At 49.5% G+C, this 18,002-nt stretch carries 14 protein-coding genes; 10 read left to right on the top strand and 4 right to left on the bottom strand.

The window, feature by feature from the left end; genetic code table 11:
- The first annotated feature begins 16 nt into the window (after window positions 1-16).
- From B5D63_RS27935 to B5D63_RS27920, 4 genes are read left to right on the top strand one after another with little or no spacing between them, the layout of a single operon-like run.
- Window positions 17-1,117 (top strand): DUF6528 family protein, encoded by a 1,101-nt coding sequence (locus tag B5D63_RS27935; RefSeq protein WP_143313133.1) that lies wholly within the window; start codon window positions 17-19, stop codon window positions 1,115-1,117.
- 4 nt (window positions 1,118-1,121) lie between these two features.
- Window positions 1,122-2,153, top strand: a complete 1,032-nt coding sequence (locus tag B5D63_RS27930; protein WP_078672155.1) for a DUF6528 family protein — start codon at window positions 1,122-1,124, stop codon at window positions 2,151-2,153.
- A complete protein-coding gene (locus B5D63_RS27925) occupies window positions 2,153-4,036 on the top strand; it encodes a family 20 glycosylhydrolase (RefSeq protein WP_078672154.1) in 1,884 nt (627 codons plus the stop codon). The genes B5D63_RS27930 and B5D63_RS27925 overlap by 1 nt, the downstream gene beginning before the upstream one ends.
- Window positions 4,037-4,038: 2 nt before the next feature.
- Window positions 4,039-7,164, top strand: a complete 3,126-nt coding sequence (locus tag B5D63_RS27920) for a glycosyl hydrolase (protein ID WP_078672153.1) — start codon at window positions 4,039-4,041, stop codon at window positions 7,162-7,164.
- A gap of 52 nt (window positions 7,165-7,216) precedes the next feature.
- Here the strand turns inward: B5D63_RS27920 and B5D63_RS27915 are convergent, their stop codons facing one another.
- A complete protein-coding gene (locus B5D63_RS27915) occupies window positions 7,217-7,573 on the bottom strand; it encodes a winged helix-turn-helix transcriptional regulator (protein ID WP_078672152.1) in 357 nt (118 codons plus the stop codon).
- A gap of 82 nt (window positions 7,574-7,655) precedes the next feature.
- Here B5D63_RS27915 and B5D63_RS27910 point away from each other — a divergent pair, with 82 nt between their 5' ends.
- The 3 genes from B5D63_RS27910 (at window position 7,656) to B5D63_RS27900 (ending at window position 10,030) form a co-directional block, all read left to right on the top strand.
- Entirely contained in the window at window positions 7,656-8,462 is an 807-nt protein-coding gene (locus tag B5D63_RS27910; protein ID WP_078672151.1) for an alpha/beta fold hydrolase, read from the top strand.
- A gap of 77 nt (window positions 8,463-8,539) precedes the next feature.
- Entirely contained in the window at window positions 8,540-9,193 is a 654-nt protein-coding gene (locus tag B5D63_RS27905) for a DUF6624 domain-containing protein (protein ID WP_078672150.1), read from the top strand.
- Window positions 9,194-9,250: 57 nt separating this feature from the next.
- A complete protein-coding gene (locus B5D63_RS27900) occupies window positions 9,251-10,030 on the top strand; it encodes a DUF4846 domain-containing protein (protein WP_078672367.1) in 780 nt (259 codons plus the stop codon).
- Window positions 10,031-10,115: 85 nt separating this feature from the next.
- Here B5D63_RS27900 and B5D63_RS27895 read toward each other — a convergent pair whose 3' ends face one another.
- The 3 genes from B5D63_RS27895 to B5D63_RS27885 form a co-directional block, all read right to left on the bottom strand.
- Window positions 10,116-10,604 carry a hypothetical protein gene (locus B5D63_RS27895; protein WP_143313132.1) on the bottom strand — a complete coding sequence of 163 codons (489 nt, stop codon included), beginning with the start codon at window positions 10,602-10,604 and terminating at the stop codon, window positions 10,116-10,118.
- Window positions 10,605-10,929: 325 nt separating this feature from the next.
- Window positions 10,930-12,204, bottom strand: coding sequence for a hypothetical protein (locus tag B5D63_RS27890; RefSeq protein WP_078672148.1), 1,275 nt, complete (start codon window positions 12,202-12,204; stop codon window positions 10,930-10,932).
- 251 nt (window positions 12,205-12,455) lie between these two features.
- Window positions 12,456-12,971: a hypothetical protein gene (locus B5D63_RS27885; RefSeq protein ID WP_078672147.1), complete on the bottom strand. Its 516-nt coding sequence runs from the start codon at window positions 12,969-12,971 to the stop codon at window positions 12,456-12,458.
- Between the two features lie 164 nt (window positions 12,972-13,135).
- Here B5D63_RS27885 and B5D63_RS34800 point away from each other — a divergent pair, with 164 nt between their 5' ends.
- From B5D63_RS34800 to B5D63_RS27870, 3 genes are all read left to right on the top strand, one after another.
- Window positions 13,136-13,543, top strand: a complete 408-nt coding sequence (locus tag B5D63_RS34800; protein WP_143313131.1) for a hypothetical protein — start codon at window positions 13,136-13,138, stop codon at window positions 13,541-13,543.
- 149 nt (window positions 13,544-13,692) lie between these two features.
- Window positions 13,693-14,778, top strand: coding sequence for an efflux RND transporter periplasmic adaptor subunit (locus tag B5D63_RS27875; protein ID WP_078672145.1), 1,086 nt, complete (start codon window positions 13,693-13,695; stop codon window positions 14,776-14,778).
- 30 nt (window positions 14,779-14,808) lie between these two features.
- The gene (locus B5D63_RS27870) at window positions 14,809-18,000 is read left to right on the top strand and encodes an efflux RND transporter permease subunit (protein WP_078672144.1); all 3,192 of its coding nucleotides are present in this window, start codon (window positions 14,809-14,811) and stop codon (window positions 17,998-18,000) included.
- Window positions 18,001-18,002 lie beyond the last annotated feature (2 nt).

Genomic DNA, 18,002 nt, shown 5'->3' with positions numbered 1-18,002 from the left:
CTAAAACTTTATGCTCATGAAAAACATGATGATGAAGGCAGGGCACTCCTGCCTTCGGTACGCCTGTGTTCATTGGATGATAGTGGTGATGGTTTTATTGACAGTTTCCTGTTCACGGCAACCCGAACAACTGCAACCGGAGGAAGTCACCGCTCCGAAAAACCGGCAGGCACAAACAGAAAGCACCTGCTGCTGGGTAGCCATCACCAATCAGGCTACCAAAAAAATAGAAGTGTATGACCCTGCAGACGCTTCCTGGTCTACTCCTAAATGGTCGTGGATGCCCACCACCGCACTTTCGTATAACGCTGCCAGTGAGATAGCGCTATGGGATGTACCTACAGACATCAAGGTCCGTAACAACACCGTGTTCGCCAACACCGCACAGGTGATCACCGCCACCTCCTACCGGCTGGCCACCATCGCCCGGTATACGGGCACGGGTACACGCGGACAGAAACTATGGGTGATGGGTTTTAACGACACCACCAGTCTTCATGCGATGGAAATACTCCCCGACGGTAACAGTGTGGTGGCCAGCGCCGGCAAGGACTGGCCACAGGGTTGGATACGCATTTATTCATCATCTCAGCCTGTACCAAACCATGGGGTGAATACACAGTATTACTTCCCGTCGGCCCATGCCGTGCTGTGGGACGACACCCATAAAATACTCTGGGCGCTGGGCAATCAATTGCGGAAATACGGTTACAACACGCCCCGCTCCGGCGGAACCATCACCAATCCCAAATTGGACCTGCTGATGACCTATAGTTCGCTGCCCAGGCCGTGGGGACACGATCTCTCCGCCGATGTCAACAATCCCGATCAGCTGCTGCTCACCACTAACGGTGGCGTGCATACTTTTCATATCTCCACCGGCACCTTCAGCGACATCCCAGGAGCCGCATACGATACCTTCGTAAAAGCAATCAGCAGTCAGCCCGGGCAGAACACACTGGTAGAAACAAAACCTGCCAGCGGTTGCACGCTTAACAACTGGTGCACCTCCGTCGTCAATTTTTACAATGCCACCAACGGAAACGCCGCCGGCTCCCGCACCGTCAGCGGCGCCGCTATCTACAAAGCGAAAACATTTGATCCAAACTACTATTGAGGTTATGAAAAAAATGATACTGACAGGAGCAGCATTTGCGCTGGTTGTTTTCCAGTTAGCGTGCAGCAAAAAACAGGGGGCCACAGCGCCCCCTGACAACCCTCCAGCCATAAAGCAACCGGAGCCCTACCCCGGGCTGCCGCTGGCACTCACCAACGATGCCACCAGGAGAATAGAAATCTATGACCCAATGGCCGTCGACTGGAACACCGCCGACGCCAAAAAATGGAGCTGGTCGCCCACGACAGCGCTGGGCTTCAGCACCGACGAGATCAACCGCTTCGGCGGAGGCACCGATTTTAAAGTCAGGAAAAACTACGCCGTCATGAGCGACAATGGTATGGCCGCCATCATGACCTATCCTGCGGGGCAACGGGTATGGGCCAAAATCATCAGCGGCAACGTACATTCCGCGGAACTGTTGCCCAATGGTAATATCGCACTGGCAGCATCTGACGGTAACTGGATCAGGGTGTATGCTTCCTCACAGGGCGCCAATAGCAGTACCTATGCAGCGTTTCCGCTGGGCGCCGCCCACGCCGTACTGTGGGACCCTGAGCTCAGCGTCCTGTGGGTCACCGGCCAGGACCAGTCCAACAATGCACATATCCTCACCGCCCTCGCCGTAGGCGGCACCGATGCCCTGCCGGAACTAAACGAAGTAAAACAATATCGCGTTACGCTCCCCACGCCCTGGGGACATGAGATAAGCGCTTACTACGGCAACAAAAACCTATTATGGGTAACGACTAACGGTGGTGAATATGTGTTTGATAAAAGTACGAAACGTCTATCGATGGCGCCCACCAATAACCTCACCTTCGTAAAAGGTATGGGCAATCAGCCCAACGGGCAGATTGTGCTGGTACGTCCGGACGCCAATAAAAACCCGCGGCCGCCGGTCAGCTGCTCTCTTAATAACTGGTCTTCCAGCACCATAGATTTCTATACCGCCGGCGGACAACATCAGGGCTCCAGGATAGTGAACGGCGCCTGCTTTTATAAAATCAAAATCGTTTACGACAACTATCAATAATGCACTTCAAAACCTATGCGTATTGTTTCGCTTTTCTCTGTAACAGCCTGCTGAGCGCCAACGCGCAGTCGCTGATACCCATGCCCAAGTCAGTGACAAAACGCGCCGGCAGTTTTACCTTTCATCCCCATACCATCATCCGGATGGATGTGCAGGACAAGCGCGCTATAGACTGGTTCACCGGCCGGCTGTCAGGCATGCTACCAGCGGGCAACCAGGCAGCTACCGGCACGGCAAAAGCGCCGGTACTGATGATCACCGATCGCAATGCCGCACAGCTCCCTGCCGAAGGATACCGGCTGGAAGTCACGCCAGACAGTATTCTGCTGACAGGCCGTGATGCGGGTTTGTTCTACGGTATGCAGACGTTATTACAACTGCTTTCCGGTGAAACCACCATTCCCTGCATCAGCATTACAGACGCACCCCGCTACGGCTACCGCGGCCTGATGCTGGACGTATCCCGGCATTTCTTTAGCGTCGCGCAGATCAAAGACCTGCTCGACCTGATGGCTTCCTATAAACTCAACCGTTTTCACTGGCACCTGACAGACGACCAGGGCTGGCGGCTGGAGATCAAAAGTCTCCCTGAGCTGACGCGCACAGGCGCCTGGCGCGTGCCCCGCATTGAATTCAGCGGTAACACCCTGCCGCCACAGCCCGGCGAAAAAGCCACCGACGGTGGTTTTTACACCCAGGAAGAAGTAAAAGACATTATCCGCTATGCTGCCGAAAGGCATATAGAAATACTGCCGGAGATAGACGTACCAGGACATTCCATGGCCGCCATTGCATCCTATCCGTGGTTGTGCGTAACGCGTGACAGCAGCATCAAAGTAAATCCGGGAAGCAGCTTCGCCAAATGGTTCCCTGCCGGTGGCTTTGAAATGTATACAGACAATTCCCTGAACCCTGCTGACGAAAGGGTGTATCAGTGGCTGGATAAAGTCTTCGGAGAAGTAGCAGCATTGTTTCCTTACCCCTATATCCACATCGGCGGAGATGAATGTTACAAAGCTTTCTGGGAAAAAGACAGCAGCGTGCAACGGTTCATGAGGCAACACAACATCCGCAACAGCCACGCATTACAGGGTTATTTCATCTCCCGGTTGAACAAAATCATTCAATCCAAAAACAAAAAGATGATCGCCTGGGATGAAATCGCCGAAGGCGACTTCAAAGAAGATATTGTGGTGATGAACCGCTTCGGAGAAAAAGGCGCAGTGCAACAAATAAAAAAAGGGCTGAACATTATACTGGCTCCCGGCGGCAACGGGCTTTATTTCGATTATGCGCAAAGCCTTTCTGAGCAAGAGCCTTCCAGTCATGGTGGTAATGCGCCCGCATGGAAAGCGTATCAATACAACCCTGACTACGCAACACTCTCCGGCGAGGAACGCAAACACATCATGGGCGTGGAAGCCTGCGTGTGGACGGAAAACATTCCAGGGATCTCCAAACTGCAATACATGCTGCTGCCCCGTATGCTGGCGCTGGCAGAAACAGCATGGTCTGCTATCGAAACTAAAGATTACCAACGTTTCGCCGGTTCCGCGCTGCCCGCGCATCTGGCACATTTTGACAAGGCAGGCATGAACTACCGCGTGCCAACCGTCTTTCCATACACAGACAGCACCATTGCCACCGGCAATTTCCGGTTTGAAGTAACGCAGCCGCCCGTACCAGGCGCCCGTATTTATTACACGCTGAACAACCGCCCACCCGGAGATTATGATCACCTGTACACCGGGCCGGTGACTATTGCTGTGCCAAAAGGCAAAACTATCACCTTAAAAACCATCGTGATCACACCAGCAGGCCGCAGAAGCATTATCACCCGCACCGTACTGGACAATAGTGACAAACCTAAAAACGAACATTAGCCATGCAAAAAAGCATTCGCCAATTCTTATACCGTGCCCTGAGCATCGCGGCTGTATTGGTATCTTCCGATATACACGCGCAACAAAAGTTGCAACGGTTCGAAGACATGGCCGCCGGATTTAAAAACCCCGAGGTGGATTATGGAACAGTGCCCTTCTGGGTATGGAACACCAAAGTCACCAAACCTGTTATCGACTCCATGCTGAACGACTACCGCAAGAATGACTTCGGTGGTGTTATCATTCATCCGCGGCCGGGATTAATCACAGAGTACCTGTCCAGGGAATGGTTCGATTTGTTTACCTATTCCGTGCAACAAGGGAAAAAACTGGGGCTGAACATCTGGATATACGATGAAAACTCCTACCCTACCGGTTTTGGCGGTGGTTTGGTGGGAGAGCAAATGCCCGAAGCGTATAACCAGGGGCAGATGTTGTATATGGAGGAAAAAGACCAGTTGCCCGCGGATCTGTCGCCCTACTTTCTGGTCCTGAAAAAAGAACAAGGTGGTAACAAAGATATCACAGGACAGCTGCAGGCTGAAGCCGGCAAAACCGGGCAATATCAGCTTTTTAAAAAGGTAAACTACCAACGCTCCAACCGTGGCTCTGTAGCTGGTCCTATCGGTGTATCCTACGTAGACCTGATGGCCAGGGGCGTTACCGAAAAGTTCATTGACGTGACCTACAAAGGTTATGAGAAAGCGATCGGCAAAGAATTCGGCAAGGCCATCAAAGGGGTATTCTCCGATGAACCAACGATTATCAACGAAGGACGCAACTGTGTCCGCTGGACGCCTGACCTGTTCGACCGTTTTTATAAAAGCTGGGGATATGATCTCCGGCTGCACCTGCCTTCTCTTTTCAAAGAAACGGGCGACTGGAAGCGGGTCCGCCACAACTATTATGAGATGCTGCTGCAGCTGTTTGTGGACCGCTGGTCCAAACCTGTAGCGGACTACATGCAGAAACATCAGCTGGTGTGGACCGGCCATTATTGGGAGCATGGCTGGCCCAGTCCCTATCATGGTCCGGACAATATGGCGATGTATGCCTGGCATCAGATGCCGGGCATCGATATGTTGTTCAACCAGTTTAATGAAGACAAACCGGTACAGTTTGGCAATATCCGTGCGGTAAAAGAACTGAGCAGTGTAGCGAATCAGCTGGGCAAAACCCGTACACTGTCAGAAACCTACGGCGGCGCCGGCTGGGAACTCACTTTTAAGGACATGAAACGGTTGGCCGACTGGCAGTTTGTATTGGGCGTCAACTTCATGAACCAGCATTTGTCGTTTATGACGCTAACGGGTGCACGTAAATACGATTACCCGCCCAGCTTCTCCTATCATGAGCCGTGGTGGCCGTATTACCGTCACATGAATCATTACTTCTCGCGGCTCTCCTATCTGTTGACCCAGGGACAGCAGTATAACGATATCCTCATCATTGAACCCACCACCTCTGCATGGATGTACTACGCCCGGGACGGAGAGCACAAACGTTTCTTCGATATCACCAAAAGCTTTAATGATTTTGTCACCGCGATGCAAAGGGCGCAGTTGGAATATGATCTGGGGTCTGAAAACATCATCAAAGATAATGGCCGGGTAAAAGGCGATCGTTTTATCATAGGGGAGCGGGCGTACAAAACAGTGGTGATACCGCCTGGCATGGAAAACATTAACGGCGCTACTTTCCGGCTGCTGAAAGATTATATGGCCGCAGGCGGAAAAGTTGTTTGTTTTGAGCAGTTGCGGTTGGTTGACGGTGCGGAGAACAAGGCGCTGGCATCCATGCTTCCGTCGGATAAGGTACAGTCGATAAATACAGCGCTTTTCCAAAATACCGGTTTCCGTATAACCGGCAGCGATAGTACCGGCGGCAATCTCTATCATCAGCGGCGACAACTGGCCAATGGTGAATTATTGTTGCTGACCAACGCCAGTATGACCCATGCATCCTCCGGGAGTATACATATGAAGGGGCGTGATGTACTGGAGATGGATATGCATTCCGGGAAGATTGCCCGTTATCGCTGCCTGCAACAAAACGGGGAAGTGCAGTTTGAGGTGAACGTGCCGCCTGCCGGCAGCCTGATGTTGTTCGTAGCAGATAAACAACAAACCGGTTACCGGTTGGCACCGCAGGCCGGCCAATGGGATACTGTCAATGCGTCCGGCACTATGGTATCCCGGCCGGCAGACAACACACTGACGATTGACTTCTGTGATCTCCATTTACATCAGCCGGATACCGTCTATCAGCAGCTGCATGTCGGGCAGGCTTCCAATGCCGCTTTCAAACATCACGGATTTACCGACGGTGTAGGCAATCCATGGAATAATCGCACGCAGTTTAAAGATGCCATTGTAAAACGGGATACTTTCTCTACCGGCACCGGCTATACGGCAGTGTATCATTTCAACCTGAAAGACGGTGTTGACGGGCGTAACTTCAAAGCAGTGACAGAGCAGCCGGGCCTCTGGCGCAGCGTAAAGATCAACGGCGTAACCGTTAAAAATGAACCTGGTAAATGGTGGCTCGACCGTTCCTTTGGCGTGTACCAGATCGGCGCTCATTTAAAGCCCGGCGATAATGAACTGGCGTTGACCGTGGCGCCTATGAGCGTGTATGCCGAAATTGAGCCGGTGTTTATCCTCGGCGATTTTAACCTCGAAGCAGCGGCGAAGGGCTGGAATATTGTAGCGCCGCAACCGCTGCAGATGGGCTCCTGGCGTCGGCAGGGGTTACCGTTGTACAGTCAGGGTATCGCCTATACGAAAACGTTTACAGCTAACCATGCTGCTGCTTCCTACGCCGTAGTTCTGGGCAAGTGGCAGGGCACCGTAGCCGCCGTAAAAGTGAATGGTGTGTTTGCGGGTATTATCACTGCCGAACCTAACCGGCTGGACATCGGACAGTGGGTAAAAAAGGGGAATAATAAAGTAGAGGTGACTGTGATTGGCAGTCTGAAGAATCTGTTGGGACCATTTTACAACAAGCCCGTTCCCGGTTTGGTAGACCCTGGCAAATGGTATAATGTTAAAACACAACCTTCCGGCAATGCGTATGATCTTTATGATTATGGCCTGATGGAAGATTATGAGATAGAGGTGATGCTATAAACAAAGCGATGTTAGGGGGAAGTCAGGTACTTCTCCTTAACATTCCTCAACACTACTCCCAATTTTTGTTTCCCCACAAATGCAGCTGCCGTAATATTTCAATCAGTGCTTTCGCTTTATCGGTATGCTTATACAGGGTCTGCAGCGGTACCGTTTCAGCGACAGATTCCTTCTGCACTAACCCTTCACTCACCATCTCCGACAATCGTTTACCCAATATCTGATCCGATAAAGAAGGAAATTTTTCTTTTAAGCGGCTGAACTGATTCACTCCCAGGGATATATTACAGAGTATCTCCATTTTCCACCGGGCGCTGATCATCCTCAAAATATCATTTACATCATGGGCGTCGGCTAACAACCGAAGGTTATGAGCATTGGATGAACTCGCTTTAATCTTACTGGACATATAACTGGTTTAACGACTCACTTTCGGGTGATCTATTGGCCACCTTTGGAGGCGTAGATAAGTTTGCAAAAATAATTTTAAAATGAATTACAAAAAAATCAGACAGGCTTTTGCATGGGCATTATTGTCCCTGCTGTTATTCAATGATAGTTATGCACAATCCCCTAACGACCAACCACCGGTGTATGTGCTGGTACATGGCGCCTGGCATGGCGGATGGTGCTGGCAGCAGGTGAGCACTATCCTGCGCGGAAACGGCGCCATTGTATACACGCCGACGCTCAGCGGCCTTGGAGCACACAAAAATATGTTGAGTCCCGCTATCAACCTTGAAACACATATCGAGGATATCGTTAATCTGATAGAAATGGAGGACCTGCATAACGTGATACTGGTAGGCCACAGTTACGCCGGCCCGGTTATCGAAGGGGTGGCTGACCGGATCGCAGGCAGGCTGCGCAAACTGGTGTTCCTGGATGCGATACTGGCACAAAACGGGCAGAGCGTATTATCTGCTATCAACGCCCCTTCTGTCACAAAGGTGGTCAACGAATCCGCAGCGAAAGATGGCGGGTTATCCATCCCGGCATGGCCGGTATCCGTCTACGGCGTTAAAGACTCCGCAAATGCCCGCTGGGTACGTCCAAGACTGACGGGACAGCCTTACCGCACATTTACCCAGCCATTGACACTACATCATCCGGTAGGTAATCAGGTGCCGCTGATCTTCATTGCCTGCACCGCAGAGATTAACCCCGCGTTCGCACACTTCGCCCAAAGCGTCAAAAACAACCGGCAATGGCAATATCATGAACTGGTAACCGGTCACGATGCGATGATCACCATGCCAAAAGAAACCGCCGCATTGCTGGCGTCCTTTGCGAAATAGGCACCTATCATTAATTAACAGGATGTTAGGAGAAAACAGGCATAAATTCCTGTATCTTCCCCTAACATCCACCCAACATGATAAAAGTAACCTTTCTGACATTATTCGCTTTCCTGTTGACCAGCTGTGCCACCAGACTAACGGACAACAAAAAAACCGCGCTGAAAAACGAACTGGCGGAAATGGTAAAAACGGACCAGATCGCGGCTTTCGTTCGCCAGGGGAAGTACAAAACATATACCCAGGAGCAATGGGACCGCTTTAAAGACAGCGTGTATACGACACATCAAAAAAGAATTGCCGTTATCTTCAGGCAATACGGGTTCCCAGGCATAGACATGGTAGGTAAAGACGGCTCTAATCACTTCTGGTTACTGGTGCAGCACAGCGATAAATTCCCCGAATTCCAGACCAAAGTACTGAAAGCCATGGAGAAAGAAGTGAAAAAGCAGAATGCTAATCCTGACAACTATGCCTATTTGTATGACCGGGTGCAGGTCAACGCCGGGAAAAAACAACGATTCGGTACACAGGTAAGTTATCTGGCAAATACCACCGGCAGGGCTTTTCCGAAAATCGGCCTGATCGACTCAGCAAATGTGGATAAAATCCGGAAGGAATATTCTTTATCTTCGCTGAAGGACTACCTCAATAACATGACGGAGATGCACTATGAGATGAATAAGAAAATTTACCAGGAAAAAGGAGTGATGAAACCGGATCTGTATTGAGTGATCTCCAATCTTATGGAATTTTGCGGAACCTGCATCTTCCAGGAAAGCGCCTGCATGAAATCATTTCTTTTAATATTGCTGACGACCGTAGCAGCAACTGCCCTCTACGGGCAGCAGAAAGTGGTTGACATCCCATTACCCGCGGGGTATTCACGGGTCGCACAGGAACGGCACTCTTTCGGAGAATGGCTGCGGAGCTGCACATTAAAATCTGATAAGATAGTATATCTCTATAACGGCGCCCTCAAAAAAAATCAGCAGGCACAATACGCTGTACTCAATATACCTGTAGGTGAAAAAGACCTGCAACAGTGTGCCGACGCCGTCATTCGCCTGCGGGCCGAATACTTCTATAGCAGCGGCCGGGCTGAAGCCATTGCTTTCAAGGCCACAGACGGTACACGAATGGACTACAGCGGCTGGTTGAAGGGAGACCGCTTTCTGTTACAAAAGGGAAAGCTGTTACGCAAACGCGCAGCAGCGCCGGCGCAGGGAAGGGCATTGTTTGAAAAATACCTGGAAACAGTATTCGCCTACGCCGGCACTGTTTCCCTTAGCGGTGAACTGAAGCAGGTACAAACCACGAAAAACATACAACCAGGGGATGTATTCATCCAGGGAGGATCGCCTGGTCATGCCGTTATTGTGATGGACGTGGCGCAAAACCGTTCGGGTAAAAAGATATTCCTGCTCGCCCAGAGCTATATGCCGGCACAGAATATACATATCCTGAAAAATCCGGCTGCTACTACTCCCTGGTATGATGCGGACTATAGTGGTAAACTGTATACGCCTGAATGGGTATTTGGCGAAGGGGCTTTAAAGCGATGGTAAATCGTGAACGAGCTCAATAGAACATATCGGCCCCATCTCTAGAAAGGGAAAACAAGGAAAGAAGTGTATCTGGATGCATTTTGCCTTAAGTCAGGGTGCTATCAATAAAAATTATATTATGCATCGAACACGCAGATCGAAAAATATCTTTCACAACATTTAATCTTTCATCAATTATTTGCTCGCTTTTATATCCATAGAACTCCAACCATTTCACAGCTTCTTTAATTCGAAAATCGAAAGCGAACTCCTTTATGACAAACTCCTCGCGAAAAATAGTATTGATGATTATTTTAGAAAACCGCTCAATATCCACCATCAGCTTTCCTTCAACCTCCGCTTCCTGCTGTAATTCTTCCATTATTTCATCTACATAATATCTTTTCATAAGCCCAATGGAATCATCAAATTCTTGTAGCCGTTGTTCTAATAGCTTAAGACTGGGTAATGCCGCCTTAAACTCTTCTATTGGCACATTCGTGCGATAATATCGTATTTTTTTTATCAGCTCTCCTATATTACCTAAGTATGATCCCTTAGGCGCTGTCGTAAATTCGTATTGCAATAATTCCATGTTAACATCTTGCAATTGTATGACGGACATACCCACGCGATAAAAGCATATTCATTAAAACAAAACTCTAGATTAATGCATGAGCGCAACGACAGTTGCCACTATTGTCGCCCCCACAGAAACCCAAGTCGCAATTCTTGACCCTTTAGCGTCTCGTAAAGTCCTTTCTGCCGCCTCATGGTCCTTAAATTCTTTAAAGTAAGCGGATAGATAACCCACTTTTTCCTTTTTCCTCTATCATATAATAGATTTTTATCTAAAAACAACACGCAGCAAGGCATTTCTAAATAAATGCCCACAGTGTTAAGTTAACATAGTGATTTATTCAAGTATCACGGGGAGCATCCTGCGATTCATCAATCTGACGCCGTTCCGCTCTTATATCAATTTCCCGGACATCTCCTGTTGTAAGGTGGCCATTCTCCTGTTGTATCATCAACCGATCGTTTGCTACTACACGGAAGTCAGGATCCATTTGAACCAACCCTCTTGCCAATCTCTCAACCAACATATCATCCATCTCCATTTCCTGCTTTTTATTAGCCAGCTTCATGGCTTTAACTTCTTCTCTTTTTGCCTCCAGCAACAACTCATTATATTCCCTCGTCTGCTCTTCCGACATCATACGTTTTGTCTCTTTCTCTGTTTTCTGTCGTTCTGCTTTCATCTTTTCATAAGGTTCAACATGTCTGTCAAGAGCATAACCTTGCGCCGCTTTTTGCGCTTTGGTAAAAATTTCTTTCGTTTTCTCTTTCGCAAAAAAACCTTTCATTTTTAGAATACAATTTTGGAAAAAACTCCCAACTCCGGCACTCACGATATCCATTTTAACATTTGGAATATAACAAAGCGTAGAAGAAATTAAATTCATGAATTTATTGGCAACGCCGGCATCTTTTGTATCGATCCAAATACGAATAAACCACACGTACTCAATATCTTCTCCATCGGGCATACATCCTTCGTTCGTACTTTCATGCCTAAGCGCAGTATTGGCGATCTGGACGGACATTGATGGGTGGGATTGCCTTAGTGTTCTGACAGCCATCAAAGAGGGAGAAAACAATGTTGGCTGAAGCCCAGCTACGAGTTTATCAACCAGTTGTCTGCTCAGGTCAGGAATACCGTTCGACATCCGGGACAGTCTGTCATTATCTAAATCATCCACAATAGTTTCAAAATCAATTTTCTGTATCAGAAAAATAGAAGAAAAATCTTTTTCGATGGCAGCAATGGACCTGCTATGAATATTTTCTGCACCTATATATCCAATTATATCGTCCAGCTCATAGTTAAAAAGATGAACAATACTACGGTTTTTGCTCCTATTTAAAAATAAGACAATCCATTTTTTTAATAATCCCAAGGTCTTTTTGATAACAATATCACCAGCCATCGATTCACTTTCATTCTCAGGATCTATCATTTTGGATAAATGTTGCAATAACATCTTAATAAGATGAACCTTATTCATGATCTCGTGCAACCCCAAAGCCGACTTTCCAAGCTGTCTCGATTGTTCGATCTCACTGGTATAACGATCGAATATATCATCATGGTTTCCACCATAATCAACTACTAATTCAAATTCTTTTATCATTAATTTTCCTTTGTAGGCTACAACTAGTTATTATCTCAACAATATATAGGCTCAATAAGTAAACGCAAAAGAAGAAAAAAGGTACTATTACAGAAAAACGAAATTTCAAATTGCAGCTATCCCACTCCTCTTCAATTCCCACCTTTCCCCTTACCATGGCTCACATCGCCGGTATACACCATCGATTTGATCCATTTCTGACGCGCCACACCGTTACCAGTATCCTTTGTCAACGAGGTAAACTACCAGGGCTATATCCCATGCTCCGCATTAAATTTTTCCCTGGCCTGTTGCAGCACCGAATCCTTTTCATATACTTTTTTATACATGGCTTGTTTCTGTACACTCAGTTCATAGATCTTTTTATGGGCATTCATGGCTGAATCGCCTTTCATGCGTCGTGCGATTTCCCGTTGGGTTATCTCATTGCGATCGAAGAGCTGCAGCGCTTTCACTGCGGTATAGTAGTCCACTGCCGCAGCTTTTAACGGTTCACCTTGCTTAATACCGGTAACTGGTAAGGATTTAATGCTGTCTATCAGCCGGTCAAAATCTTTTTCCTCCTTATCCAGCGCAGCAAGCGCTCCCTGGTAATCGCCTTTTATCAGGCACTGCAACTTCTGCCCTTCGGCGCCGCCTTCACCTGCCACGATGTTAAATGCTGTTCTATTTTTCTGTTCGAGGGCCTCTCTCAGTTGGATGGCTTTTTTAGGCTTACAACCTGCGAGACTGATCAACAGGAAGACGGCAATGAACGGTTTTTTCATATGGTCGTAAACTTTATATATGGGGAAGATGGGCTACAGCGCTAAGTTATACATTTTTTTGTAACTCCTGTCACTGGTTATTGATCGTCCTTCCATCGATTTTAAAGCAAATTTAATTTTAAACTATACCTACTTAATTGTTTTGATATTAAATTTGGCTTCTGATGACGAGACTATTTATAGGATATCTCCTCTCATTATGCCTTCTTTTACTGGGAAGCTATGCATATGCGGACGAACTACGTTTGGACCAGCCAGGCCGGCAGACTACCGACAACACGGTATGCTCGACGTTGGCTGCCATGCAAAACTACGACGCCCTCGTTTGCTCCCTTCCCCACGGAAAAGACAGCATAAGTGACAGGATGAAAGCAACGGAAATCGAAGAGGACTGCGATTCGGAATCCTTCAGGAAACTGCTGGAGACCGGCATCTGCCGTATTACCTCTTTTTATGCCCTCCAGCCCGGATCTGTTTTTCCCATCCTCTTCAGCAACCGCCGACCCAATTTCCCTCACTTTTACTGTACGGCCGCTGATAAATTTATTGTGAACCGCGTCATCAGGATTTGATTTCCTGCGCTTACAGGCGAACGACTATCGCCTGATCTCTCTGTTATATACTGATTAAAACTGCTGCCCTGTTGTCTGCATAGCTCACCCGCTGTGCGATCGGGACTGTCATGTGTTCAAACCGACCTGAATCCAAGCATCATAATTATATGAAAAGAATCGTCATGCTCATGGGCTTGTATGCCTTGTTGTGCCATACAAGCTGTAAATCGTCCAAAGGAGAAGAAAAAGAAGAAGCTACCAAATTCCTGGTGACCAGTCCGCTGAAAATGGACACCACCATTACCCGGGAATATGTCTGCCAGATACGCTCCATCCGCAATATCGAATTAAGGGCCCAGGAAAAAGGCTACCTGCAAGGCATCAACGTAGATGAAGGCCAGGCCGTAAAATCCGGCCAGCTGCTGTTTAAGATCATGCCCAAACTCTACGAGGCGGAACTGGCAAAATCGGAAGCCGAAGCTCAGGCCGCAGCGATCGAAGTACAAAATACCCAAAGTCTCGCCAACAAAAACGTAGTATCCAAAAATGAACTGGCCCTCGCCAACGCCAAACTACAAAAAGCCAACGCGGAACTGGCCCTCGCCAAAGTACACCTCGGCTTCACCGACATCAGGGCGCCTTTCGACGGCATCGTTGACCGCCTGCACCTGAAGCTGGGCAGCCTCGTAGGCGAAGGAGACCTGCTCACCACCCTCTCAGACAACAGCCACATGTGGGTGTATTTTAACGTGTCCGAACCGGAATACCTCGACTACCAGGCCAGCTTAAAATCAAAAGGCGAAGTAAAAGTAAACCTGCTGATGGCCAACAAACAGGTGTTCAAATACCCCGGCGTAGTGGAAACCATCGAAGGAGAGTTTAACAACGAAACCGGTAACATCGCCTTCAGGGCAAATTTCCCCAATCCCGACAAACTGCTGAGACACGGGGAAACCGGCAGCATCCTCATGGACGTGCCCCTGAAAAACGCCCTTATCATCCCCCAGAAGGCTACCATGGAGATCATGGATAAAAAATATGTCTTCGTTGTCGGCAAAGACAACGTGGTGACACTCAAAGCCATCACCATCGGCGCTGAAATGCCCGACCTGTATGTCGTACAGGAAGGACTGGCCGAAAACGACAGAATACTGCTGGAAGGTTTACGGAAGGTGAAAGACAAAGACAAAATCACCTTTGACTATGAAGAACCGGCAAAGGTGATTTCCCACCTGAAGTTACCAACGGAATAACGTAAACATCCACCTAAAGAAAAAAGAGACATGTTTAATATATTCATGAAACGGCCCGTCTTTGCGATAGTGATATCCCTTGTCATTATCTTCATGGGCGTACTGGCCATCAATACCCTCCCTACCTCACAGTTCCCCTCCATTGCGCCGCCAAGGGTGATCGTGAGCGTAGCCTACCCGGGGGCCAGCGCAGACGTGCTGGTAAAATCCGTGCTCATCCCGCTGGAAAAGTCGGTCAACGGCGTACCAGGCATGAAGTACATGACCTCCGACGCCACCAGCGCCGGTGAAGCCAATATACAAGTGGTCTTTGACCTGGGCACCGATCCCAATCAGGCCGTGGTCAACGTAAAAAACCGTATCGAACAGGTGACCAACCGTCTCCCTGAACTGGTACAACGCGAAGGTATCGTGGTAAACATCCTACAGCCCAACATGCTGATGTATGTGAACGTATACAGTAAAGACCCCAAAGCGGACGAGAATTTCCTGTATAACTACTCCAACGTAAACATCCTCCGCGAACTGAGCAGGGTAAAAGGTATCGGTAGCGCCCAGATCCTCGGCAGCCGCCAGTATGCTATGCGTATCTGGTTGAAACCCGACAGGATGCGCGCCTACAACGTATCCACCGACGAAGTGATGGAGGCCCTTGGCAGCCAGAGCATCATCGGCTCCCCCGGCCGCCTCGGTCGCAGCGACGGCAAACGCTCTGAAGCCCTCGAATATGTGCTCACCTACCAGGGACGGTATAATCAGCCCGAACAATATAAAGATGTCATCATCCGCGCCAACGCCAACGGTGAGATCCTGCGCCTCAAAGACATCGCAGACGTAGAACTGGGCAGCGAATTCTATGATATCTATTCCAATCTGAACAACCACCCGTCTTCGGCCATTGTACTGAAACAAACCTACGGCAGCAACGCCAGCGACGTTATCAAGGAAGTAAAAGCCAAACTGCAGGAAATGAAAGCCGATTTCCCGCCCGGCATGGACTACGAAATCAGCTACGACGTATCCACCTTCCTTGACGCGTCCATCGAAAAAGTGATCCACACCCTCGGCGAAGCCTTCGTGCTGGTGGCGGTAGTGGTATTCCTCTTCCTGGGCGACTGGCGCTCTACGCTCATCCCCACCCTCGCGGTACCCGTATCGCTGGTGGGCGCCTTCTTCTTTATGCAGGTCTTCGGCCTCACCATCAACCTCATCACCCTGTTTGCCCTGGTACTGGCCATCGGTATCGTGGTAGACAACGCCATTGTGGTGATAGAAGCGGTGCACGCTAAAATGGAAGAAGAACACCTCTCCCCTTATGCAGCCACCAAAAAAGTACTGCATGAGATCAGCGGCGCCATCGTGGCCATCACCTTTGTAATGGCGGCGGTATTTATCCCGGTGTCGTTCATGCCCGGCCCCGTAGGCATCTTCTACCGGCAGTTCGCCATCACCATGGCGACGTCCATCGTACTCTCCGGCGTAGTAGCCCTCACGCTCACGCCCGTGCTCTGCGCCATCCTGCTGAAAAACAACCACGGCCAGCCTAAGAAGAAAACACCCATACAATTTTTCCTCGACGCGTTCAATAACGGCTTTGAAAAACTCACCGGCCGCTACACCCGCCTGATGGAAAAAATCGTCAACCGCAGGGTGATCACCTTCGGCATTCTGCTGGCCTTCGGCGCCGGCATCTTCGGCGTAAGCCAGGTACTGCCCTCCGGATTCATCCCCAGCGAAGACCAGGGCATGATCTACGCCATCATCCAGACGCCCCCCGGCTCCACACTGGAACGCACCAACGACCTCGCCAAAAAAGTACAGGAGATCGCCGAACACGTGGAAGGCATACAGTCCGTTTCCGCACTGGCAGGTTATGAAGTGCTCACGGAAGGCCGCGGCTCCAACGCCGGCACCTGCCTGATCAACCTCAAAGGCTGGTCTGAAAGGAAACATTCCGTCAACCAGATCATCGCCGAACTGGAAGAAAAATGTAAAGAGATACCCGGCGCCACCATCGAATTCTTCGGCCCCCCCGCCGTACCAGGCTATGGCGCCGCCGGTGGCTTCTCCCTCCGCCTGCTGGATAAAACCAACAGCGATGATTATAAAGAGATGGAGAAAGTCAACGATGAATTTATGGCCGCACTGAAACAACGCAAAGAGCTGACCGGCCTGTTCACCTTCTACAGCGCCAACTATCCGCAATACGAACTGCAGATAGACAACCAGGCGGCCATGCAAAAAGGCGTCTCCATCGGTAAAGCCATGGACAACCTCTCCATCCTCATCGGCAGTACCTACGAACTGGGCTTCATCCGCTTCGGCAACTTCCTGAAAGTATATGTACAGGCCGCGCCCGAATACCGCAGGCTGCCGGACGACCTGATGAAGCTCTACGTAAAAAACAACCGCGATGAAATGGTGCCCTACTCCGCTTTCATGAGCATCAAAAAAACACACGGCCTCAATGAAATCACCCGGTACAATATGTACAACTCTTCCGCTATCCGCGGAGAGCCCGCAGCAGGCTACAGCAGCGGCGAAGCCATCAAAATCATCCAGGAAGTGGCCGCCAAAACACTACCACATGGTTATGGCATCGACTGGGAAGGCCTGTCCAAAGACGAAGCAGGCCGCGGCAACGAAGCCCTGTACATCTTCCTGATCGTACTTTTCTTCGTATACCTGATCCTCGCGGCACAGTATGAAAGCTTCGTACTGCCGCTGGCGGTAGTGCTCTCCCTGCCGGCCGGCGTGTTCGGCTCCTTTATGCTGATCAAACTCATGGGCCTGTCCAACGATATCTACGCACAGGTGGGCCTGATCATGCTGGTGGGCCTCCTCGGTAAAAACGCCGTACTGATCGTGGAATTCGCCGCGCAGAAACACCGTTCAGGCGTACCCGTATTCGATGCCGCCATCGAAGGCGCCAAAACCCGTTTCCGCCCGATCCTCATGACCTCCCTCGCGTTTATCGCCGGCCTGATCCCGCTGATCTTCGCTACCGGTCCGGGCGCAATCGGCAACCGTACCATCGGCGCCTCCTCACTCGGCGGTATGCTGATAGGCACCATCTTCGGCGTCATCCTCATCCCGGGACTGTATTACATATTCGGCTCCATCGCCGCCAAACGCAAGCTGATCAAAGATGAAGATGAGAAACCGCTGACCGAACGCAAAATCATCATCATGGAAGAAGACAGCTTTAACTCAAGAAACTGATC

This window comes from Chitinophaga eiseniae (assembly GCF_900167135.1).
GTDB lineage: Bacteria > Bacteroidota > Bacteroidia > Chitinophagales > Chitinophagaceae > Chitinophaga > Chitinophaga eiseniae.
This window is presented reverse-complemented; position numbering and strand designations above follow the sequence as displayed.

Excerpts from the sequence above, each read along its gene's own strand:
- B5D63_RS27935 (WP_143313133.1), top strand. The coding sequence starts at position 17 with ATGAAAAACATGATGATGAAGGCAGGGCACTCCTGCCTTCGGTACGCC.
- B5D63_RS27930 (WP_078672155.1), top strand. The coding sequence starts at position 1,122 with ATGAAAAAAATGATACTGACAGGAGCAGCATTTGCGCTGGTTGTTTTC.
- B5D63_RS27925 (WP_078672154.1), top strand. The coding sequence starts at position 2,153 with ATGCACTTCAAAACCTATGCGTATTGTTTCGCTTTTCTCTGTAACAGC.
- B5D63_RS27920 (WP_078672153.1), top strand. The coding sequence starts at position 4,039 with ATGCAAAAAAGCATTCGCCAATTCTTATACCGTGCCCTGAGCATCGCG.
- B5D63_RS27915 (WP_078672152.1), bottom strand. The coding sequence starts at position 7,573 with ATGTCCAGTAAGATTAAAGCGAGTTCATCCAATGCTCATAACCTTCGG.
- B5D63_RS27910 (WP_078672151.1), top strand. The coding sequence starts at position 7,656 with ATGAATTACAAAAAAATCAGACAGGCTTTTGCATGGGCATTATTGTCC.
- B5D63_RS27905 (WP_078672150.1), top strand. The coding sequence starts at position 8,540 with ATGATAAAAGTAACCTTTCTGACATTATTCGCTTTCCTGTTGACCAGC.
- B5D63_RS27900 (WP_078672367.1), top strand. The coding sequence starts at position 9,251 with ATGAAATCATTTCTTTTAATATTGCTGACGACCGTAGCAGCAACTGCC.
- B5D63_RS27895 (WP_143313132.1), bottom strand. The coding sequence starts at position 10,604 with ATGGAATTATTGCAATACGAATTTACGACAGCGCCTAAGGGATCATAC.
- B5D63_RS27890 (WP_078672148.1), bottom strand. The coding sequence starts at position 12,204 with ATGATAAAAGAATTTGAATTAGTAGTTGATTATGGTGGAAACCATGAT.
- B5D63_RS27885 (WP_078672147.1), bottom strand. The coding sequence starts at position 12,971 with ATGAAAAAACCGTTCATTGCCGTCTTCCTGTTGATCAGTCTCGCAGGT.
- B5D63_RS34800 (WP_143313131.1), top strand. The coding sequence starts at position 13,136 with ATGACGAGACTATTTATAGGATATCTCCTCTCATTATGCCTTCTTTTA.
- B5D63_RS27875 (WP_078672145.1), top strand. The coding sequence starts at position 13,693 with ATGAAAAGAATCGTCATGCTCATGGGCTTGTATGCCTTGTTGTGCCAT.
- B5D63_RS27870 (WP_078672144.1), top strand. The coding sequence starts at position 14,809 with ATGTTTAATATATTCATGAAACGGCCCGTCTTTGCGATAGTGATATCC.